This window comes from Rathayibacter sp. VKM Ac-2928 (assembly GCF_022815545.1).
GTDB classification, from domain to species: Bacteria; Actinomycetota; Actinomycetes; order Actinomycetales; family Microbacteriaceae; genus Rathayibacter; species Rathayibacter festucae.
Map to the genome: position 1 here is coordinate 311,116 of NZ_JALGRU010000004.1, position 19,008 is coordinate 330,123.

Genomic DNA, 19,008 nt, shown 5'->3' on the forward strand with positions numbered 1-19,008 from the left:
CGCGGGCGCGGCGCCCCGCCTCCGCGAGGAGGACGGGACGCCGCGCCCGGCGGATCAGGTGTTGAGCGCCTCGAAGAGGGCCTCGAGGTCGGCCTCGGGGTCCGTCAGCGTCAGCGTCAGGACCGGGCGGCCGTGCTCGGCGAGCACGCTCGCGTCGCCCGCGGCCTGGGCCTGGATCAGCTGGCCGAAGGTGAACGGGCTCTCGGGGATCTCGAGATCCGTGCTCGCGCGCTCGGCGATCTGGAGGAAGACGCCGGTCGGCGCTCCGCCCTTGTGGTACTGACCGGTCGAGTGCAGGAAGCGCGGGCCCCAGCCGAAGGTCACCGGACGCTTCGACTGCGCGGCGAGGAGGTCGCGGACGCCCTCCAGCTGCGGCAGCGCGAGGCGGTCGACGTAGGCCTGGATCGACACGTAGCCGCCCTCGCCCAGCTGGGCGAGGAGGCGGTCGACGGCGGCCGCGACGGTCGAGACGCCCTCGGTCACCTCCGACGTGCCGGTGACCTCGATGCCCGCGTCGGTGAACGCCGGTGCGGCGGGCTCGGGACGCTTCTCGAGCAGGGCCCGGGTCGCGACCTTCGCCGACTCGACATCGGGCTGGTCGAACGGGTTGATCCCGAGCAGGCGCCCGGCGACCGCGACCGCGTACTCCCAGGTCAGCATCTGCGCGCCGAGCGAGCCGGACAGGAGGATCTCGCCCTCGTGCCGGTCGCGCGGGAACAGGTGCAGCGCGCTCGCGTCCTCGACCAGGCGGACGACCTGCACGTCGGCGAGGTCCTCCGACAGCTCGGGGGCGAGGGTGCCGAGGACGACGGGGAGGATGCCCGTGCCGTCCTTGCCGGTGGACTCGGCTATGAGCTGCTCGGCCCAGTCGGCGAAGCCCACGATGTGCGTGCCGTCGGCCACGATCGCGAGCTTGTCGCGACGGGGGCTGGTGGCGGCGATCGCGGCGCCGAGGAGCAGACCCGGGTTCTCCGGGGTGTCCACGGCCAGGCCGAGGGAGGCCTCCGCCGCCTCGTCGAGGAGGGCCTCGATGTCGGCGCCGGCGAGTCCGGACGGCACGAGGCCGAACGCGGAGAGCGCCGAGAAGCGGCCGCCGATGTTCGGGTCGGCGTTGAAGACCCGGTAGCCGGCCTCGCGCGAGGACGAGTCGAGCGGCGAGCCGGGGTCGGTCACGATGACGATGCGGTCGAGCGGGTCGATGCCCGCCTCGGTGAACGCCTTCTCGTAGGCCTTCTTCTGGCTGGCGGTCTCGACCGTCGAGCCGGACTTGGACGAGATGACGACCGCGGTCGACGCGAGGCGGTCGTTCAGGGCGGCGAGGACCTGCCCGGGCGCGGTGGAGTCGAGCACGGTGAGCTCGACGCCGGCGGTCCGGGTGATGACCTCGGGCGCGAGCGAGGAGCCGCCCATGCCGCCGAGCACGATGTGATCGATGCCCTTGGCCTGGAACTCCTCGCGGAGCGCCAGGATCTCGGGGATCAGCGGGCGGGAGACCGTGGTCGACTCGGTCCAGCCGAGGCGCTTCGCGGACTCCTCCTCGGCCGCCGCACCCCAGAGGGTGGGGACCTGGGCGGTGATGCCCGAGGCGACCTCGTCGGCGACGAGCTCGGGCACGACGCGGTCGGCGGCCTTCTCGGCGTCACCGCTGAGGTGGATCTGGATCGCCATGATCAGGCCTTCGCCTTCGCGCCCTCGAGCGCGGCGGTGACGGTGTCGAGCAGCTCGTTCCAGGAGACGACGAACTTCTCGACGCCCTCCTTCTCGAGCAGCTCGGTGACCTCGGCGTAGGAGACGCCCTGCGCGGCGACGGCGTCGAGGACGGCGTTGGCGTCGGCGTAGGAGCCGGTCACCGTGTCGCCGGCGATGACGCCGTGGTCGAAGGTCGCCTCGAGGGTCTTCTCGGGCATGGTGTTGACGACGCCCGCGGCGACCAGCTCGGTCACGTAGAGGGTGTCGGGCAGATCGGTCGACTTGACGCCGGTCGAGGCCCACAGCGGCCGCTGGCGGTTGGCGCCGGACTCCTGCAGGAGCAGCGCGCGCTCGGTGGCGAACGCCTCGACGAAGACCTCGTAGGCGAGCTGCGCGTTGGCGACGCCGGCCTTGCTCTTCAGCGCGAGGGCCTCGTCGGTGCCGACGGCCTCGAGGCGCTTGTCGATCTCGGTGTCGACGCGCGACACGAAGAACGAGGCGACGGAGTGGATCGTCGACAGGTCGATGCCGGCGTCCTTGGCCTTCTCGAGGCCGGCGAGGTACGCGTTGATGACGGCGCGGTAGCGGGCGAGCGAGAAGATCAGCGTGACGTTGACCGAGATGCCGGAGCCGATGGCCTCGGTGATGGCCTCGAGGCCCTCGACGGTCGCGGGGATCTTGATCATCGCGTTCGGGCGGTCGACCTTGGCCCAGAGGGCCTTGGCCTGCTCGATGGTGCCCTGCGCGTCGTGCGCGAGGCCCGGCTCGACCTCGATCGAGACGCGGCCGTCGTAGCCGTTGGTCGCGTCGTAGATCGGGCGGAAGACGTCGGAGGCGGCGGCGACGTCGTCGGTGGTGATCGCGAAGACCGCGTCGGTCACCGAGGTGTCGGCGGCGGCGAGCTCCTCGACCTGCTCGTCGTAGGACTCGCCCTTGGCGAGGGCCGCGGCGAAGATCGTGGGGTTGGTCGTGACTCCGACGACGTTCTTCTCGTCGATGAGCTTCTGCAGCCCGCCGCTCGAGATGCGCGAGCGCGACAGGTCGTCGAGCCAGATGCTGACGCCGGCGGCGGAGAGGTCTGCGGTGGGGGTGTTCTCGGTCATGTCTCTTCTTCTCGCTAGATGGTGCGGGTCGGTGGGGAGTCGTGGGGCCGACGGCGAAGGCCGCGCCCGGGTGGACGCGGCCTTCGTGGTCAGGACGCCGCGAGCGACTCCTTGGCGGCGGTGATGGCCGCCTCGGTGGTGATCCCGAACTCGCGGAACAGGGTCTTGTAGTCGGCGGAGGCGCCGAAGTGCTCGATGGAGACCGAGCGGCCGGCGTCGCCGACGTACTTCTGCCAGCCGAGGCTGAGGCCGGCCTCGATCGAGACGCGCGCCTTCACGGCGGAGGGCAGCACCTTCTCGCGGTACTCGGCGTCCTGCTCCTCGAACCACTCGAGCGACGGGGCCGAGACGACGCGGGCGTTGACGCCCTCGCCCTTGAGCAGCTCGCGCGCCTCGACGGCGATCTGCACCTCGGAGCCGGTGGCGATGAGGATCACGTCCGGGGTGCCGTTCGGCGCCTCGGCGAGGATGTACGCGCCGCGGGCGACGTTCGACGCGTGGGCGAAGGTCTCGCCGGTGGCGTCGCCCTCTCCGCGCTCGAAGACGGGGATGTTCTGGCGGGTCAGCGCGAGGCCGGCCGGGCCCTCGCGGCGCTCCAGGATCGTCTTCCAGGCGTAGGCGACCTCGTTGGCGTCGCCGGGGCGGACGATGTCCAGTCCCGGGATCGCGCGGAGGGCCGCCAGCTGCTCGACCGGCTGGTGCGTCGGGCCGTCCTCGCCGAGCGCCACGGAGTCGTGGGTCCAGACATAGATGGCCGGCGCCTTCATGAGCGCGGCGAGACGGACCGCCGGGCGCATGTAGTCGGAGAAGATCAGGAAGGTGCCGCCGAAGGGGCGGGTGTTGCCGTGCAGGACGATGCCGTTGAGGATCGCGCCCATGGCGTGCTCGCGGATGCCGAAGTGCAGCACGCGGCCGCCCTTCTTGCCGGTCCACTCGTGGGTCGAGAACTCGCTCGGCACGAAGGAGCCGGCGCCCTCGATGGTCGTGTTGTTCGACTCGGCGAGGTCGGCGGAGCCGCCCCAGAGCTCGGGCACGACGCCGGCGAGGGCGTTGATGACCTTGCCGGACGCGGCGCGGGTCGACACCTCCTTGCCGGGCTCGAAGACCGGGAGGGCCTCCTGGACGCCCTCGGGGAGGTCGCCGCTCAGGACGCGGTCGAGCAGGACCTTCTTCTCGGGGTTCGCGGTCGCCCACGCCTCGAGCTGCTCGTTCCACTCGGCGTGCTGCGCCTGGCCGCGCTCGACGGCCTTGCGGGTGTGCTCGATGACCTCGTCGGCGACGTCGAAGGTCTTCTCGGGGTCGAAGCCGAGCACCTCCTTGAGGCCGCGGAGCTCGTCGGCGCCGAGGGCGGAGCCGTGGATCTTGCCGGTGTTCTGCTTCTTCGGCGAGGGCCAGCCGATGATCGTGCGCAGGATGATGAGCGACGGCTTGTCGGTCTCGCCCTTGGCGGCCTCGATCGCGGCGTGCAGCTCGGCGACGTCCTCGTGGTACTCGCCGGTCTTCTTCCAGTCGACGACCTGGACCTGCCAGTCGTAGGCCTCGTAGCGCGCCTTGACGTCCTCGGTGAAGGCGATGTTGGTGTCGTCCTCGATCGAGATCTGGTTGGAGTCGTAGATGACGACGAGGTTGCCGAGCTGCTGGTGGCCGGCGAGCGAGGAGGCCTCGCTGGTGATGCCCTCCTGCAGGTCGCCGTCGCCGGCGATGACGTAGACGAAGTGGTCGAACGGCGAGGTGCCCGCGGCGGCCTCGGGGTCGAACAGGTCGCGCTCGAAGCGCGCCGCGTAGGCGAAGCCGACGGCCGAGGCGAGACCCTGGCCGAGCGGGCCGGTGGTGATCTCGACGCCGTCGGTGTGGCCGTACTCGGGGTGGCCCGGGGTCTTCGAGCCCCAGGTGCGCAGCGCCTTGAGGTCGTCGAGCTCGAGGCCGTAGCCGCCCAGGTAGAACTGGACGTACTGCGTCAGCGAGGAGTGGCCGACCGACAGGATGAAGCGGTCGCGGCCGATCCAGGTGGCGTCGGACGGATCGCGGCGCATGACCTTCTGGAACAGGAGGTACGCGGCCGGCGCGAGGCTCATGGCGGTGCCGGGGTGGCCGTTGCCGACCTTCTCGACCGCGTCCGCGGCGAGAACCCTCGCCGTGTCGACTGCCTTCTCGTCAATGGAATCCCATTGCAGTTCTGACACTAGGTACTGACCCTTCTCGAGACGTGGGGCAGACGGGGACCGTCCGCCCTCTCGCATGGTGGAGCGCGCATGACGACTTCGACACGATGCTTCCGACGACGCCCCGTTCGGCCTCGCGCGACTGATCAGTCGGGCGGAACTCGGGTGCGGGCCGGGCGCTCTGGCGAGCAGTTCCGAGTATACGGAGGGGGGTGCGCCGGGGATCGGGGGTTGCGCCTCGCATATGTCGGCGTCCGATTGGACAAGCGTGCACTCCGGGCCCGACCCCGTCCGGCGCGCATTACACTCGTTCGGGATCATCGATCGTTAGAGGAGCAATGGACGTAGTCGCAGAGACCACCGCGATCGAGCGGGGAGGGCCCGTCCGGTCGCCCCTGTCGCGCAAGGTGAGGGCGTACGTCGCGCTGACGAAGCCGCGGGTGATCGAGCTGCTGCTCGTGGTCACCGCGCCCACGATGATCCTGGCGCAGAACGGGATCCCGAACCTGCTGCTGGTCCTCAACGTCCTCATCGGCGGGGCGCTCAGCGCCGGGTCGGCCGGCGCGTTCAACTGCTACATCGACCGCGACATCGACCGCGTGATGAAGCGGACCCGCAACCGCCCGCTCGTCACCGGCGAGGTCTCCGACCGGGAGGCGCTGGTCTTCGCGACCACGATCGGCGTGCTGTCGATCGTCTGGCTCGGCCTGACCGCCAACTGGCTGGCCGCGTCGCTCTCGCTCGCCGCGATCCTCATCTACGTGCTCTTCTACACGCTGTTCCTCAAGCGCCGCACGCCGCAGAACATCGTCTGGGGCGGCATCGCGGGCTGCATGCCCGTGCTGATCGGCTGGGCCGCGGTCACGAACTCGCTCGACTGGGCGCCGATCATCCTGTTCTCGGTCATCTTCCTCTGGACGCCGCCGCACTACTGGCCGCTCTCGATGAAGTACCGCGAGGACTACCGCGCCGCCGGCGTGCCGATGCTCGCCGTCGTCCGCGGGCGCAGCATCGTCGGTCTCCAGGTCATCCTCTACGCGTGGGCCACCGTCGCGTGCTCCCTGCTGCTCATCCCCGTCGCCGGCATGGGCGTCGTCTACACGGTCGTCGCCCTCGCCAGCGGTGTCTGGTTCATCGCCGAGACGCACCGCCTCTACAGCCTCGCGATCCGTCACGAGCACGTCTCGCCGATGCGCGTCTTCCACGGCTCGATCGGATACCTCACGCTGCTGTTCCTCGCCGTCGGCATCGACCCGCTGCTGCCGTTCTGATGGTGACGCCGTTCTCGTTCCTCGCCGAGCGGGTCACCCTGAGTCCCCGCGCCCTGCGCTGGGGGACGACGGCCGCCCTCGTCGCGAGCATCCTGATCATCTTCTTCGGCGGCGTCGTGCGCCTGACCGGCTCGGGCCTCGGCTGCCCGACCTGGCCCGCCTGCGACGCGGGCTCGCTGACCTCGACGCCCGAGCTCGGGATCCACGGCTTCATCGAGTTCACCAACCGCGCCTTCACCGGCGTGCTGATCGTCGCGGTCGGCTGGGCCATCACTGCGGCCCGGCTGCAGAAGCCGCGCGACCGCACGATGACCCGCCTGGCCTGGTCGCAGTTCTGGCTCGTGGTGGCGAACGCGCTCGCGGGCGGAGCGACCGTGCACTCGGGCCTCAACCCCTACATCGTCGCTGGTCACTTCATGCTCGCGATCGCCCTGCTGACGACCACGGCGCTGACCTGGCACCGCGCGCACCGCTCGCAGTCCGTCGCGTTCGAGCCGGACGCGCTGACGCGCGGCGTGAGCATCGCGCTCGTCGCGGTGACGCTGGCCGTGATCGCCGTCGGCACCCTGGTGACCGGCACCGGTCCGCACGCGGGCGACTCGGCCGAGGTTCCGCGGATGCGGTTCCACTGGGAGAGCGTCACCGTCGTGCACGGGGTCCTCGGGACGGGCACGCTCGTGCTCGGCCTCGTGCTGCTGGTGCTGCTGGCGCGCGTGCCGGGCTCCGAGCTGGCACGGCGCCGCGTGATCACCTTCCTCGTCGTGGTGGGGCTGCAGGCGCTGGTGGGCGTCGCCCAGTCGCTCCTCGCCCTGCCGGAGGCGCTCGTCGCCGTCCACCTCCTAGGCTCCGCGTTCGTGTGGGTCGGTGCGCTGCGGGTCCTGCTCGACGTGAATCCGCAGCTCTTCACGGTGCGCGCTCAGCGTCGGCAGGCCGTCGAGGAGCTCGCGCCCGCGCTCTGACTCGGACGGTGGTCGGCTCGGGGGCCCTTCCCGCCCGACCGCAGGTGCCGGCGCAGCCGGACCAGTGCGAGCGCGAGCCGCGGCAGCGGGAGGCACCGCGCGAGCGGCTCGGCCAGCGAGCCGAAGTCGCGGGCGAGCCTCGGCTCCAGGCCGGTGCGCGCGAGCGCGAGGAGGAGGCGGGGGAGGGTCGGGATGCTGTCGTCGTTCGTCATACGGACACTCCAGCACGGACCACCGACACGGGTGTGGTCATGCGGGTCTGGCGGCGCGGGCTCCGGTGCCCGGGCGACACCCAGGTGCAGAGGTTCCACTGGGAGCACGGCTTCCGTAGAATGAGTAGTTGGTTCAGGTTCGACGCGGGACGCGTCGGTCGCCGTGACGGCGAGACCCGGACCTCGGCCCGATGGAGCGCCACCGCAAGCCTCAGGACTTCCCGGGACGCACCGCTCCGCTCCGCCCATCGACTCGATGGCGTGATCGGCCCGGATGCGCTCCTCGGATCCCCCTCGGGGAATGACTCCGGAACCCGACCGGTTACCAGTGGGTAGGAAACGAGGTACTTATGTCAGACATCCTGATCGACCGCCCCGAGCTCGCGAGCCTGGGCGTCTACGAGTTCGGCTGGTCCGACTCGGACTCCGCCGGCGCCTCAGCGCGCCGCGGCATCTCGCCCGAGGTCGTCTCCGACATCTCCGCGCTCAAGAACGAGCCGGCCTGGATGCGCGAGCGGCGCATGAAGGCGCTCGCCCTCTTCGAGCGCAAGCCGATGCCCACCTGGGGCGCCGACCTGTCGGACATCGACTTCGACAACATCAAGTACTTCGTCCGCTCCACCGAGAAGCAGGCGCAGACCTGGGAGGACCTCCCGGACGACATCAAGAACACGTACGAGAAGCTCGGCATCCCCGAGGCGGAGCGCCAGCGCCTCGTCGGCGGCGTGGCCGCGCAGTACGAGTCCGAGGTCGTCTACCACCAGATCCGCGAGGACCTGGAGGAGCAGGGCGTCATCTTCATGGACACCGACACCGCCCTCCGCGAGCACCCCGAGATCTTCGAGGAGTACTTCGGCACGGTCATCCCGGCCGGCGACAACAAGTTCGCCGCGCTGAACACGGCGGTCTGGTCCGGCGGCTCGTTCGTGTACGTCCCCAAGGGCGTGCGCGTCGACATCCCGCTGCAGGCCTACTTCCGGATCAACACCGAGAACATGGGCCAGTTCGAGCGGACGCTGATCATCGCGGACGAGGGCAGCTACGTCCACTACATCGAGGGCTGCACGGCGCCGATCTACAAGTCGGACTCGCTGCACTCGGCCGTCGTCGAGATCATCGTGAAGAAGAACGCCCGCGTGCGCTACACGACGATCCAGAACTGGTCGAACAACGTCTACAACCTCGTCACCAAGCGCGCGATCGCTCACGAGGGCGCGACGATGGAGTGGATCGACGGCAACATCGGCTCCAAGGTCACCATGAAGTACCCGTCGATCTTCCTGGTCGGCGAGCACGCCAAGGGCGAGACCCTCTCCGTCGCGTTCGCGGGCCCCGGCCAGCACCAGGACGCCGGCGCGAAGATGATCCACATGGCTCCGTACACGCAGTCGTCGATCGTCTCCAAGTCGATCGCCCGCGGCGGTGGCCGAGCCGGCTACCGCGGCGAGGTCCGGGTGGACGCCAACGCGCACCACTCCGCGAACACGGTGCGCTGCGACGCGCTCCTGGTCGACACGATCTCGCGCTCGGACACCTACCCGGCGATCGACATCCGCGTGGACGACGTCCAGCTCGGCCACGAGGCCACGGTCTCGAAGGTCAGCGAGGAGCAGCTCTTCTACCTGATGTCCCGCGGCATGCCGGAGGACGAGGCCATGGCCATGATCGTCCGCGGCTTCATCGAGCCGATCGCGCGCGAGCTGCCGATGGAGTACGCCCTCGAGCTCAACAAGCTCATCGAGATGGGGATGGAGGGCAGCGTCGGCTGACGCTCGCCCCACCGGCCCCGAGGCCGCCCGAGTCGGGCGGCCAGCACCCTTCGAAAGGAACCACCGCCTGATGACGGTCCCCACGAGCGCCCCGACGTCCCCTGCGATCGACGGCGCGGACGCCGCCGCGCGCCTGGGCATCGCCGCGCACTCCGACGGGGCGTTCACGCCCGTGCAGACCCGCTCCGAGCGCTTCGCGTCCACCGACGTCGACGCCTTCGAGACGGTCACCGGTCGCGAGATCGCCTGGAAGCTGACCCCGGTCGCCCGCCTCGGCGACCTGATCGACGGCCCCCTCAACGGCTCGCCGACTCCACTGGAGTCGACGGCGGTCGAGGGCGTCGACGTCTCCTGGGTCGGTCGCGACGACGCGCGGATCGGCACCGCCGGCCTCCCCGAGGACCGCGCCGCCGCGAACGCCTGGTCGCAGTTCGAGCAGGCGCTCTCGATCCGGGTGACCGGCGAGGACGAGAAGGTCGCGACGCTCGTGCGCACCGGTCTCGGCTCCGCTCCCCGTGCCGCGCACACGATCATCGAGGCCGCGCCGTACGCGCGCGGCGTCGTCGTGCTGCAGAACGAGGGCGAGGCGACTCTCGCCGAGAACGTCGAGGTCCTCGTCGGCGAGGGCGCGCAGCTGACCATCGTGACGCTGCAGGAGTGGGCCGACGACGCCCGCCACCTCGCGAACCACTTCCTCCGCGTCGGCCGCGACGCGAAGGTCAAGCACATCGTCGTCACCCTCGGCGGCTCGATCGTCCGGGTGAACCCCTCGGCGCACCTCGTCGAGCGCGGCGCCGACGGCGAGCTCCTCGGCCTGTACTTCGCCGACGGCGGCCAGCACCTCGAGCAGCAGGTCTACGTCGACCACGACGCCCCCGACACCCGCAGCCGCGTCACCTACAAGGGCGCGCTGCAGGGTCAGGGCGCGCGGACGGTCTGGATCGGCGACGTGCTGATCCGCCAGAGCGCGAACGGCACCGACAGCTACGAGCAGAACCGCAACCTGGTCCTCTCGGACGGCACGCGGGCCGACTCGATCCCGAACCTCGAGATCGAGACCGGCGACATCGCCGGAGCGGGCCACGCCTCGGCGACCGGCCGCTTCGACGACGAGCAGCTCTTCTACCTGCAGTCGCGCGGCATCCGCGAGGATGAGGCGCGCCGCCTGGTCGTTCGCGGCTTCCTCAGCGAGATCGTGCAGCAGATCGGCGTGACCGAGCTCGAGGACCGCCTCCAGCTCGCGATCGAGGCCGAGCTGGCCGGCAGCGCCGGGCAGACCGGCGCGTACACGCCGGAGGTGTCCGCATGAGCGACGCCGCGAAGATCTGCGCCGCCTCGGAGCTGATCCCCAATCAGGCCGTCCGCTACGTCGTCGACGGCATCGCCATCGCGATCGTGCAGGACACGGCCGGCGAGATCCACGCCATCGGCGACACCTGCACGCACGGCGAGGTCTCCCTCGCCGAGGGCTTCGTCGAGGACGACACCCTCGAGTGCTGGGCCCACGGCTCGGCGTTCTCGCTGCGCACCGGCGCCCCCCTGAACCTGCCGGCCTTCGAGCCGGTTCCCGTCTTCGTCGTCGAGGTCATCGACGGCGACGTCTACATCGACCCGACCGTCACGAAGGAAGTCTGAATGTCCGTTCTCCAGATCAGCGATCTCCACGTCAGTGTCGAGACCGAGCAGGGGACCAAGCAGATCCTCCGCGGTGTCGACCTCACCATCAACCAGGGTGAGATCCACGCCGTGATGGGCCCGAACGGGTCCGGCAAGTCCACCCTCGCGTACACGATCGCGGGCCACCCGAAGTACCACGTCGACGGCGGCTCGATCACCCTCGACGGCGTCGAGGTCCTCGACATGACCGTCGACGAGCGCGCTCGCGCCGGCCTCTTCCTCGCCATGCAGTACCCGGTCGAGATCCCCGGCGTGACCAACACCAACTTCCTCCGCACGGCCAAGACCGCGATCGCGGGCGAGGCGCCGGCGATCCGCACCTGGACCAAGGACGTCAAGAAGGCCATGGCCGACCTGCGGATGGACCCGTCCTTCGCGGCGCGCAACGTCAACGAGGGCTTCTCCGGCGGCGAGAAGAAGCGCAACGAGATCCTGCAGCTCGAGCTGCTCGCCCCGCAGTTCGCCGTCCTCGACGAGACCGACTCCGGCCTCGACGTCGACGCGCTCAAGATCGTCTCGGAGGGCGTCAACCGCGCCCACGCCTCGACCGGTCTCGGCGTCCTGCTGATCACGCACTACACGCGGATCCTGCGCTACATCCAGCCCGACTTCGTGCACGTCTTCGTCGCCGGCCGGATCGCCGAGCAGGGCGGCAAGGAGCTCGCGACCCGTCTCGAGGACGAGGGCTACGACCGCTTCCTCGCCCCGGCGACGGCCTGATCATGGCGGTCACCACGCTCGACCCGAAGCTCTTCGACCAGGTCGAGGAGGCGCTCAAGGACGTCATGGACCCCGAGCTCGGCGTCAACGTCGTTGACCTCGGTCTCATCTACGACCTGGGCTGGGACGACGAGAACGACGCCCTGGTCATCCACATGACGCTGACGTCGGCGGGCTGCCCGCTGACGGACGTGCTCGAGGAGCAGACCGCGGAGTCGCTCGACGGCGTCGTGGAGGCGTTCCGGATCAACTGGGTCTGGATGCCGCCGTGGGGTCCGGACCGGATCACCGAGGACGGCCGCGACATGATGCGCGCCCTCGGCTTCTCGATCTAGAGCCGCGCCGCTCGATCGGCGTCAGGTACGGGGAAGGGCCCGGAGGATCATCCTCCGGGCCCTTCGTCGTGCGTGCGGGGCGGGTCAGCCCTTGCGGCGGCCGAGCAGCGCCCACGTGGTGGGCAGGAGCGCGGCGGCGAGCAGGATCTTGAGGGTGTCGCCGACGAGGAAGGGCACGAGGCCGGCGGTCAGCACCGAGCCGAGGTCGGCCGGGTAGCCCATCGAGCCGAGCGCGGTGGCGAGCCAGGGGAGTCCGACCAGGTAGATCGTGGCGGTGCCCGCGAGGAAGGTCACGGCGGTGCCGACGACGCGGCGGTCCCACTGGCGCTGCGCGAGCCAGCCGGTGACGATCGAGGCGAGGACGAAGCCGACGATGTAGCCGCCGGTCGGGCCGGCCAGGACGGCCCAGCCGCTCGAGCCCTCGGTGAAGATCGGGGCGCCGAGGGCGCCGACGAGCGCGTAGACGCCCATCGAGAGCGCGCCGCGGAGGGCGCCGAGCGTGGTGCCGACGAGCAGGACGGCGAAGGTCTGGCCCGTGATCGGGACCGGCCACATCGGGATGTACAGCTGCGCCATGCCGGCCGTGAACGCGGCGGCGGCGAGGACGAGCACCAGATCGGTGACCAGCGAGCGGGTGAGCAGCCGGTCCGCCAGGACCGGTCGCGACGGGGCGAGAGAGTAGCTGGACATGTCTGTTCTCCAAAGACCGTGTCGCCCGAGAGCGAGGAGCGAGCGCGTCCGCGGTGAGCGGACGTGGATCCGCCCCGCGGCTCAGGAAATATACTAGGGGGCTGCCGCTCCGCGGCCTCTTGCCCCACACCTCCCGAACCGAACGCCATTTCTTGGCGGGAACGGACAGCACAGTGCTCAGCGTGCACGACCTCGAACTCCGAGTCGGCGCCCGACTCCTGATGGAGAACGTGTCCTTCAGAGTCGGCGACGGCGACAAGGTCGGCCTCGTCGGCCGCAACGGCGCGGGCAAGACGACGCTGACCAAGGTCCTCGCCGGCGACCTCATCGCCGCGAAGGGATCGGTCGACCGCGGCGGCGAGATCGGCTACCTGCCGCAGGACCCGCGCTCCGGCGATCCCGAGGAGCTGGCGCGCACGCGCATCCTCGACGCCCGCGGCCTCGGCCAGCTGGTGCTGGGCATGCAGGAGGCCACCGTCGCGATGTCGAGCAGCGACACGGCCGTCAGCGAGGCCGGGATGAAGAAGTACGGCAACCTGACCGACCGCTTCCTCTCGCTCGGCGGCTACGCGGCGGAGGCCGAGGCGGCGTCGATCGCGAGCAACCTGAACCTGCCGGACCGGATCCTCGACCAGCCGCTGAAGACGCTCTCGGGTGGTCAGCGCCGCCGCATCGAGCTCGCCCGCATCCTCTTCTCCGACGCGCAGACGCTCATCCTCGACGAGCCGACCAACCACCTCGACGCCGACTCCGTGGTCTGGCTCCGCGAGTTCCTGAAGAACTACCGCGGCGGCTTCATCGTGATCAGCCACGACATCGAGCTGGTCGGCGAGACCGTGAACCGCGTCTTCTACCTGGACGCCAACCGCCAGGTCATCGACGTCTACAACATGAACTGGAAGAACTACCTCCGCCAGCGCGCGGCCGACGAGGAGCGCCGCAAGAAGGAGCGCGTCAACGTCGAGAAGAAGGCCGGGGCACTGCAGCTGCAGGCCGCGCGCTTCGGCGCGAAGGCGTCGAAGGCCGCGGCCGCGCACCAGATGGTCGCGCGCGCCGAGCGGATGCTCAGCGGCCTCGAGGAGGTCCGCGCCGTGGACCGGGTCGCGAAGCTCCGCTTCCCGACCCCGTCCGCCTGCGGCCGGACCCCGCTGCAGGCGCAGAACCTCTCGAAGAGCTACGGCTCGCTCGAGATCTTCACCTCCGTCGACCTCGCGATCGACCGCGGCTCGAAGGTGGTCATCCTCGGGCTGAACGGTGCGGGGAAGACGACGCTGCTGCGCATTCTGGGCGGTGTGGACGCGCCGGACACCGGCGTGATCGAGGCCGGCCACGGCCTGCGCATCGGCTACTACGCCCAGGAGCACGAGACGATCGACGTCAAGCGCTCGGTGCTGGAGAACATGGTCTCCTCGAGCCCGAACCTCACCGAGACCGAGGCCCGCCGCGTGCTGGGCTCGTTCCTCTTCACCGGCGACGACTCGCACAAGCAGGCCGGAGTCCTCTCCGGCGGCGAGAAGACCCGCCTCGCCCTGGCGATGATCGTCGTCTCGGGCGCCAACGTGCTGCTGCTCGACGAGCCCACCAACAACCTCGACCCGGCCAGCCGCGAGGAGATCCTCGACGCGCTCGCGCACTACGAGGGCGCGGTCGTCCTGGTCAGCCACGACGAGGGGGCGGTGGAGGCGCTCAACCCCGAGCGCGTGCTGATCATGCCCGAGGGCACCGAGGACCACTGGACCGCGGACTACCTCGACCTGATCATGCTGGCCTGATCCGCGGCCTTCGAGGTCTCGGGACTGCGCTCATGCTGATCGAGTAGCCCGCGAAGCGGGCGTATCGAGATCCACCGTCATCAGAGCTCGAGTCGGCAGACCCGCCCTGCTGGTGACGGCGGGTCTCGATACGCCCCTGCGGGGCTACTCGACCAGCATGTGTGCGGGCGTGTCCTCCCAGTGGATCCCGCTCGGTCAGCGGGCGTCGAGCAGCTCGTCCTCGATCTCGGCGTCGGTGCGGCCGCGGCGGAGGCGGCGCTGCTCGCGGCGCTCCTCGGCGGCGATGACCTCGGGGTCGTCGGCGTTGCGGATCCGGTACTCGTGCCGGATCGCCCAGGCGAGACCGCCGAAGCCCATGATCGCGAAGAGCACCCACTGGATCGCGTAGCTGATGTGCAGGCCCTCGTCGGCGACCGGCTTGATCGCGGCGAGCGGCCGCTCCTCGATCGGAGCCGGGTCCTCCTGGACCAGCAGCCCGTAGCCGGCGGTGCGCAGCGGCTCGTCGAGCTGGGCGGAGAGGTCGTCGAGCTGGATCGTGGCGATCTGGCCGGCGGGGGCGCCGCGGCCCTCGATGCGGCCCTCGCCGGGCTTGAGCCGCACCGTCACCGTGACCTCGCCCTCGGGCGGGGCCGGGACGACGTCGGGGGAGTCCTGGGTGGAGCCGACCGGGACCCAGCCGCGATCGACGACGAAGACGCTGCCGTCCGCGAGGCGCAGCGGGGTGAGGATCTCGAAGCCGGGATTGCCGTTGTACGGCCGGTTGCGGACGAGCGTCTCGCCGTCGGTCTCGTAGACGCCGCTGACCTTGACGGGCCGGTACTCGAGCGCGTCGTCCCAGCTCGCTCCCTCGGGGAGCAGCCCGTCGAGTGCGACGGGGTCCGCGTTCCAGTTGGCGGTGACGAGCCGGTTGGTGCTCGCCGCCTCGTCGAGCCGCGCGACCTGCCAGCGCGAGAGCAGCACGCAGGCGACGGCGAAGACGATCGTGAGGGCCAGGTAGCCGAACCAGCGGCGCGAGAAGGCGAAGCGCCAGGACGGCCGCGTCGCCGTCGCGCTCACAGAGCGGCTCCGCGGTCCACCGTCAGCAGCGGCTTCACCTCGAGCGGGAACTCCCGCGCCGCGAGGAACTCGCGCAGGTAGTCGAGGTGCTCCCCGCAGGCGAGCCAGGTCTTCCGACGGTCCGCCGTGTGGATGCGCGGATTCCGCCATTCGATCGCCCAGGTCGCGGTCAGCGCGCAGCCGGCGCGCGAGCAGGCGTGCTGATCGGGCACGCCGCCGAGCGGGATCACCGTCGTCCCTCGGTCGGGTCGCCGCCCTCGGGCGCGTCGGCGGAGGGCGCCGCGTCGTCCGCCGTGGGCGGCAGGTAGGGCGGCACCGGCCGGGACAGCACGATCGCACCGGGACGCTCGACCGTTCCGCTCTCACCGGCGCTGCCGACGTTGGCGAGCACGACGGCGAAGTAGGGGAGCACGATCGCGCCGAGGGCGAAGAAGAGCAGCCACCAGCCCTGGGCGAAGATCAGGCAGATCACGCAGACCATCCTGATGCCCATGGCGATGGAGTACTTGATCGCGCGGGAGCGACGCGCGGCACTGGGCGACGGCGGGAGGGAGGTGAGCGATTCGCGTGATTTCACAGCCCCATCAGACTACGTCGTGCGCGCTGACCGAAGGCTCGGACTGCCCTATCCGCGGATGTGTTGCGCCGAGCGCCTCTAAGATGTACGGGTCGTCCGGAGCCGCCCGCGCGCCGGCGGAGAGGGACACCATGACCACGCCGCGCACCGTCCTCGTCACGGGGGGCAACCGGGGGATCGGCTTCGCCATCGCCGAGGAGTTCGTGGCGGCCGGTCACCGGGTCGCGGTCACCGCGCGCTCCGGCTCGGGTCCCGAGGGCTCCTTCACCGTCGTCGCCGACGTGACCGACTCCGCCTCGATCGACGCGGCCTTCTCGCAGATCGAGGCCGAGCTCGGGCCGGTCGAGGTCGTCGTCGCGAACGCCGGCATCACCCGCGACATGCTGCTGCTGCGCATGTCGGAGGAGGACTTCACCTCCGTCATCGACACCAACCTCACCGGCGCCTTCCGGGTCGTCAAGCGGGCGTCGAAGGCGATGCTGAAGCAGAGGTTCGGCCGCATCGTCCTGATCTCGAGCGTCGTCGGCCTCTACGGCGGACCGGGCCAGATCAACTACTCCTCGTCCAAGGCCGCGCTGGTCGGCTTCGCCCGGTCGCTGACCCGCGAGCTCGGTGCCCGCAACATCACGGCGAACGTCGTCGCACCCGGGTTCATCGAGACCGACATGACGGCGGAGCTCCCGGCGGAGCAGCAGGCGGAGTACCGCAAGAGCATCCCGCTGGCCCGCTACGGCACGGCCGCCGAGGTCGCGAAGGTCACCCGCTGGCTGGCGAGCGACGAGGCGGACTACATCTCCGGCGCCGTCATCCCCGTCGACGGCGGCCTCGGGATGGGTCACTGACCGTATCAGCTGGGAGCTTATATCCGATGGATATCAGCTGTAGGCTTATGCGATGACCGAACCCCCCGTCGTCGCGGTGCTGCTCGACCTGGTCGACTCCCGGGAGATCACCGCGCGGTCCTCCGTGCAGCGCGAGATCGAGCGCGGCTTCGCGGCGGTCGACGCGGCGGTCCCGGCACTCGAACCGCTGCACCCGACGGTCGGGGACGAGTTCCAGGCGGTCTACGCCTCCGTCTCCGCGGCCCTCGGGGCGACGCTCCAGGCGCGCCTGGCGCTGCCGCCCGGGGTGGACTGCCGGGTCGGTCTCGGACGCGGCGAGGTCCGGGTGGTCGGCTCCGGAGTCGCCGGCGACCTGCAGGACGGGCCCGGCTGGTGGCGCGCGCGAGCGGCCATCGAGCGGGCGCACGCCCTCGAGGACGGAGCCGTGCCGACCGCCCGGGGCTGGTTCATCGCCTCGGACGCCCCGGACGCGCAGGAGGCCGCGGTGAACGCCTACCTCCTCGCCCGCGACGCCCTCGTCGGCGAGATGAGCGACCGCGACCGGCGGCTCGTGCTCGGCACCGCGCGCGGGCTGCCGCAGAAGGTCCTGGCCGAGCAGGAGTCGATCACGCAGTCGGCGGTGTCGCAGGCGCTGAAGCGCGCGGGCGCGGGCGCCCTGCTCACCGGCGCGCGGCTGCTGGCGGACGCGTGCTGACCGCGCTGCTGCTCGCGCTCGTCGGGCTGGCCGACCTCGCTCGGACGCACCTCGGCAGGCCGGTCGCTGCCGGGGCTATCGTCGTGCTCTGGGTGGGAGCGGTGCTCTCCGCAGTGCTGGGCCTCGGGGCTCCGCCGCTCGGGGTCGCGATCGTCGCGGTCCTCTCCGGAGCCTGGCTGCTGCTCACGACGACCGCGGCGGGCACTCGACCGCCCGGTGGGCTCCGACCCGCCGTCGGCCTCGTCGTCGCGGTCCTCCTGCTCTCGGTGCTGGATCGTGCGGCCGGGCCCGCCGCCGGCCTCCTGGTCGACGCCTACGCGGAGCTCGGGCGATCCGGGCCGGTGCCGCCGATCGCCCAGGTGCTGCTCGCCGGGGGCGCCGCGCTCTTCCTCCTCGAGAGCGCCAACGTCGTCGTGCGCGCCGCGCTCTACCGCGAGCTGCCGCAGCCGGTCGCCGCCCGCAGCCGCTTCTCGCTCCGTGCTCGATTCGCCCGGCCGGCACCCCAGGAGGTGCGCGTTCCGGATCTCCGCGGCGGTCGCGCCATCGGGCCGCTCGAGCGCCTGCTCGTGACCGGGCTCACCCTCGCCGGAGCGATCGGGCTGGCCGGCGCCGTCTTCGCGGCGAAGGGCATCGTGCGCTTCCCGGAGATCTCCCGCGACGGCGAGGGCGGCTCGAAGGCCGAGTACTTCCTGGTCGGCTCGCTGGTCAGCTGGGCGCTGGCCCTGAGCGCGGCGGCGCTGATCGCGACGGCGGGCGGCTGAGGCGCCGCCCCACCGGCGTCAGCCGCGCAGGCCGAGGACCGGCAGCAGCTGGCTGAGATCGAGGCCGTCGATGACGAGGTCGGCGCGCTCGCGGACCACGGGCTTCGCGTTGAAGGCGACCGAGAGGCCGGCCACCCGCATCATCTCGAGGTCGTTCGCGCCGTCGCCGACCGCGATCGCGCGCCGGAGCGGGACGCCGGACTCCGCCGCCCACTCGCAGAGGGCCGCGGCCTTCGCAGCGGCGTCGATGACCGGGCCCTCGACCGCGCCGGTCAGGCGGCCGTCGCGGCTGCCGAGCCGGTTGGCGCGGACGAAGTCGAGGCCGAGCGCCCCGGCGACCGGATCGAGCACCTCGTGGAAGCCGCCCGAGACGACGCCGATCCGGCCACCGGCGGCGTGGATGCCGGCGATCAGCTCCTCCACTCCCGGGGTGACCCTGACGCGGCCGCTCACTCCGGCGCAGACGTCGTCGAGCACGCCGGCGAGGGTGGCGACGCGCTCGCGCAGGCTCTCGCCGAAGTCGATCTCGCCGTGCATCGCGCGCTCGGTGATCGCGGCGACGCGCTCCTCGGAGCCCGCGTGCGCGGCGAGCAGCTCGATCACCTCGTCCTGCAGCAGCGTGGAGTCGGCGTCGACGACGACCAGGAAGCGGGCGGGTGTGCGCAGAGGCTCACTCAAGGACGGGCCAATCGGTCGGGTCCGCGGGGCCGCCGGGGCCG

20 protein-coding genes are annotated in these 19,008 nt (G+C 71.1%); 11 read left to right on the top strand and 9 right to left on the bottom strand.

The genetic code is table 11. The features are described 5' to 3' along the window. Nucleotides 1–54 precede the first annotated feature (54 nt). The 3 genes from MT350_RS15960 to tkt form a co-directional block, all read right to left on the bottom strand. A complete protein-coding gene (locus tag MT350_RS15960; protein WP_123446274.1) occupies nucleotides 55–1,668 on the bottom strand; it encodes a glucose-6-phosphate isomerase in 1,614 nt (537 codons plus the stop codon). A 2-nt stretch (nucleotides 1,669–1,670) separates the two neighbouring features. Then, nucleotides 1,671–2,792, bottom strand: a complete 1,122-nt coding sequence (gene tal / locus MT350_RS15965) for a transaldolase (RefSeq protein ID WP_123446275.1) — start codon at nucleotides 2,790–2,792, stop codon at nucleotides 1,671–1,673. A gap of 89 nt (nucleotides 2,793–2,881) precedes the next feature. After that, on the bottom strand, nucleotides 2,882–4,975 hold the full coding sequence (gene tkt, locus MT350_RS15970; RefSeq protein ID WP_243616264.1) for a transketolase: 2,094 nt from the start codon (nucleotides 4,973–4,975) through the stop codon (nucleotides 2,882–2,884). 317 nt (nucleotides 4,976–5,292) lie between these two features. Here tkt and MT350_RS15975 point away from each other — a divergent pair, with 317 nt between their 5' ends. After that, nucleotides 5,293–6,225: a heme o synthase gene (locus MT350_RS15975; RefSeq protein WP_123735788.1), complete on the top strand. Its 933-nt coding sequence runs from the start codon at nucleotides 5,293–5,295 to the stop codon at nucleotides 6,223–6,225. After that, nucleotides 6,225–7,184 (top strand): heme A synthase, encoded by a 960-nt coding sequence (locus MT350_RS15980; RefSeq protein WP_243599977.1) that lies wholly within the window; start codon nucleotides 6,225–6,227, stop codon nucleotides 7,182–7,184. Before MT350_RS15975 ends, MT350_RS15980 begins: the two co-directional genes overlap by 1 nt. Here the strand turns inward: MT350_RS15980 and MT350_RS15985 are convergent. Beyond that, nucleotides 7,142–7,396: a hypothetical protein gene (locus MT350_RS15985; protein WP_243599978.1), complete on the bottom strand. Its 255-nt coding sequence runs from the start codon at nucleotides 7,394–7,396 to the stop codon at nucleotides 7,142–7,144. The two genes, MT350_RS15980 and MT350_RS15985, sit on opposite strands and share 43 nt — an antisense overlap. A gap of 350 nt (nucleotides 7,397–7,746) precedes the next feature. Here MT350_RS15985 and sufB point away from each other — a divergent pair, with 350 nt between their 5' ends. The 5 genes from sufB to MT350_RS16010 all read left to right on the top strand — a co-directional run bounded on the left by sufB (nucleotide 7,747) and on the right by MT350_RS16010 (nucleotide 11,897). Continuing rightward, nucleotides 7,747–9,165 (top strand): Fe-S cluster assembly protein SufB, encoded by a 1,419-nt coding sequence (sufB, locus tag MT350_RS15990; protein WP_123446280.1) that lies wholly within the window; start codon nucleotides 7,747–7,749, stop codon nucleotides 9,163–9,165. A gap of 70 nt (nucleotides 9,166–9,235) precedes the next feature. Then, nucleotides 9,236–10,474 (top strand): Fe-S cluster assembly protein SufD, encoded by a 1,239-nt coding sequence (gene sufD, locus MT350_RS15995; protein WP_243599979.1) that lies wholly within the window; start codon nucleotides 9,236–9,238, stop codon nucleotides 10,472–10,474. Continuing rightward, nucleotides 10,471–10,800 (top strand): non-heme iron oxygenase ferredoxin subunit, encoded by a 330-nt coding sequence (locus MT350_RS16000; protein WP_123735785.1) that lies wholly within the window; start codon nucleotides 10,471–10,473, stop codon nucleotides 10,798–10,800. The genes sufD and MT350_RS16000 overlap by 4 nt, the downstream gene beginning before the upstream one ends. Beyond that, entirely contained in the window at nucleotides 10,801–11,562 is a 762-nt protein-coding gene (gene sufC, locus MT350_RS16005; RefSeq protein ID WP_123446283.1) for a Fe-S cluster assembly ATPase SufC, read from the top strand. A 2-nt stretch (nucleotides 11,563–11,564) separates the two neighbouring features. Further along, nucleotides 11,565–11,897 carry a metal-sulfur cluster assembly factor gene (locus MT350_RS16010; RefSeq protein ID WP_123446284.1) on the top strand — a complete coding sequence of 111 codons (333 nt, stop codon included), beginning with the start codon at nucleotides 11,565–11,567 and terminating at the stop codon, nucleotides 11,895–11,897. An 84-nt stretch (nucleotides 11,898–11,981) separates the two neighbouring features. Here the strand turns inward: MT350_RS16010 and MT350_RS16015 are convergent, their stop codons facing one another. After that, nucleotides 11,982–12,587 carry a biotin transporter BioY gene (locus tag MT350_RS16015; RefSeq protein WP_243599980.1) on the bottom strand — a complete coding sequence of 202 codons (606 nt, stop codon included), beginning with the start codon at nucleotides 12,585–12,587 and terminating at the stop codon, nucleotides 11,982–11,984. A gap of 173 nt (nucleotides 12,588–12,760) precedes the next feature. Between MT350_RS16015 and MT350_RS16020 the strand changes: the two genes are divergently transcribed. Then, nucleotides 12,761–14,359: an ABC-F family ATP-binding cassette domain-containing protein gene (locus tag MT350_RS16020; RefSeq protein ID WP_243599981.1), complete on the top strand. Its 1,599-nt coding sequence runs from the start codon at nucleotides 12,761–12,763 to the stop codon at nucleotides 14,357–14,359. Nucleotides 14,360–14,554: 195 nt separating this feature from the next. Here MT350_RS16020 and MT350_RS16025 read toward each other — a convergent pair whose 3' ends face one another. The 3 genes from MT350_RS16025 to MT350_RS16035 are packed head-to-tail and all read right to left on the bottom strand — an operon-like array spanning nucleotide 14,555 to nucleotide 15,992. Then, nucleotides 14,555–15,415 (bottom strand): SURF1 family protein, encoded by an 861-nt coding sequence (locus MT350_RS16025; RefSeq protein WP_243599982.1) that lies wholly within the window; start codon nucleotides 15,413–15,415, stop codon nucleotides 14,555–14,557. Beyond that, nucleotides 15,412–15,645 carry a hypothetical protein gene (locus tag MT350_RS16030; protein WP_243582970.1) on the bottom strand — a complete coding sequence of 78 codons (234 nt, stop codon included), beginning with the start codon at nucleotides 15,643–15,645 and terminating at the stop codon, nucleotides 15,412–15,414. Before MT350_RS16030 ends, MT350_RS16025 begins: the two co-directional genes overlap by 4 nt. Then, nucleotides 15,642–15,992 (bottom strand): DUF3099 domain-containing protein, encoded by a 351-nt coding sequence (locus tag MT350_RS16035; RefSeq protein ID WP_243599983.1) that lies wholly within the window; start codon nucleotides 15,990–15,992, stop codon nucleotides 15,642–15,644. Before MT350_RS16035 ends, MT350_RS16030 begins: the two co-directional genes overlap by 4 nt. Before the next feature lie 131 nt (nucleotides 15,993–16,123). Here MT350_RS16035 and MT350_RS16040 point away from each other — a divergent pair, with 131 nt between their 5' ends. From MT350_RS16040 to MT350_RS16050, 3 genes are read left to right on the top strand one after another with little or no spacing between them, the layout of a single operon-like run. Then, complete coding sequence (locus MT350_RS16040; protein ID WP_243599984.1) at nucleotides 16,124–16,834, top strand: beta-ketoacyl-ACP reductase; 711 nt, start codon at nucleotides 16,124–16,126, stop codon at nucleotides 16,832–16,834. 52 nt (nucleotides 16,835–16,886) lie between these two features. Further along, nucleotides 16,887–17,528: a SatD family protein gene (locus tag MT350_RS16045; protein WP_243599985.1), complete on the top strand. Its 642-nt coding sequence runs from the start codon at nucleotides 16,887–16,889 to the stop codon at nucleotides 17,526–17,528. Then, on the top strand, nucleotides 17,522–18,289 hold the full coding sequence (locus MT350_RS16050) for a hypothetical protein (protein WP_243599986.1): 768 nt from the start codon (nucleotides 17,522–17,524) through the stop codon (nucleotides 18,287–18,289). The genes MT350_RS16045 and MT350_RS16050 overlap by 7 nt, the downstream gene beginning before the upstream one ends. Before the next feature lie 18 nt (nucleotides 18,290–18,307). Here MT350_RS16050 and serB read toward each other — a convergent pair whose 3' ends face one another. Next, nucleotides 18,308–18,967: a phosphoserine phosphatase SerB gene (gene serB, locus MT350_RS16055; RefSeq protein ID WP_243599987.1), complete on the bottom strand. Its 660-nt coding sequence runs from the start codon at nucleotides 18,965–18,967 to the stop codon at nucleotides 18,308–18,310. Nucleotides 18,968–19,008: the final 41 nt, after the last annotated feature.

Excerpts from the sequence above, each read along its gene's own strand:
- MT350_RS15960 (WP_123446274.1), bottom strand. The coding sequence starts at position 1,668 with ATGGCGATCCAGATCCACCTCAGCGGTGACGCCGAGAAGGCCGCCGAC.
- tal (WP_123446275.1), bottom strand. The coding sequence starts at position 2,792 with ATGACCGAGAACACCCCCACCGCAGACCTCTCCGCCGCCGGCGTCAGC.
- MT350_RS15975 (WP_123735788.1), top strand. The coding sequence starts at position 5,293 with ATGGACGTAGTCGCAGAGACCACCGCGATCGAGCGGGGAGGGCCCGTC.
- MT350_RS15980 (WP_243599977.1), top strand. The coding sequence starts at position 6,225 with ATGGTGACGCCGTTCTCGTTCCTCGCCGAGCGGGTCACCCTGAGTCCC.
- MT350_RS15985 (WP_243599978.1), bottom strand. The coding sequence starts at position 7,396 with ATGACGAACGACGACAGCATCCCGACCCTCCCCCGCCTCCTCCTCGCG.
- sufB (WP_123446280.1), top strand. The coding sequence starts at position 7,747 with ATGTCAGACATCCTGATCGACCGCCCCGAGCTCGCGAGCCTGGGCGTC.
- sufD (WP_243599979.1), top strand. The coding sequence starts at position 9,236 with ATGACGGTCCCCACGAGCGCCCCGACGTCCCCTGCGATCGACGGCGCG.
- MT350_RS16000 (WP_123735785.1), top strand. The coding sequence starts at position 10,471 with ATGAGCGACGCCGCGAAGATCTGCGCCGCCTCGGAGCTGATCCCCAAT.
- sufC (WP_123446283.1), top strand. The coding sequence starts at position 10,801 with ATGTCCGTTCTCCAGATCAGCGATCTCCACGTCAGTGTCGAGACCGAG.
- MT350_RS16010 (WP_123446284.1), top strand. The coding sequence starts at position 11,565 with ATGGCGGTCACCACGCTCGACCCGAAGCTCTTCGACCAGGTCGAGGAG.
- MT350_RS16015 (WP_243599980.1), bottom strand. The coding sequence starts at position 12,587 with ATGTCCAGCTACTCTCTCGCCCCGTCGCGACCGGTCCTGGCGGACCGG.
- MT350_RS16040 (WP_243599984.1), top strand. The coding sequence starts at position 16,124 with ATGACCACGCCGCGCACCGTCCTCGTCACGGGGGGCAACCGGGGGATC.
- MT350_RS16045 (WP_243599985.1), top strand. The coding sequence starts at position 16,887 with ATGACCGAACCCCCCGTCGTCGCGGTGCTGCTCGACCTGGTCGACTCC.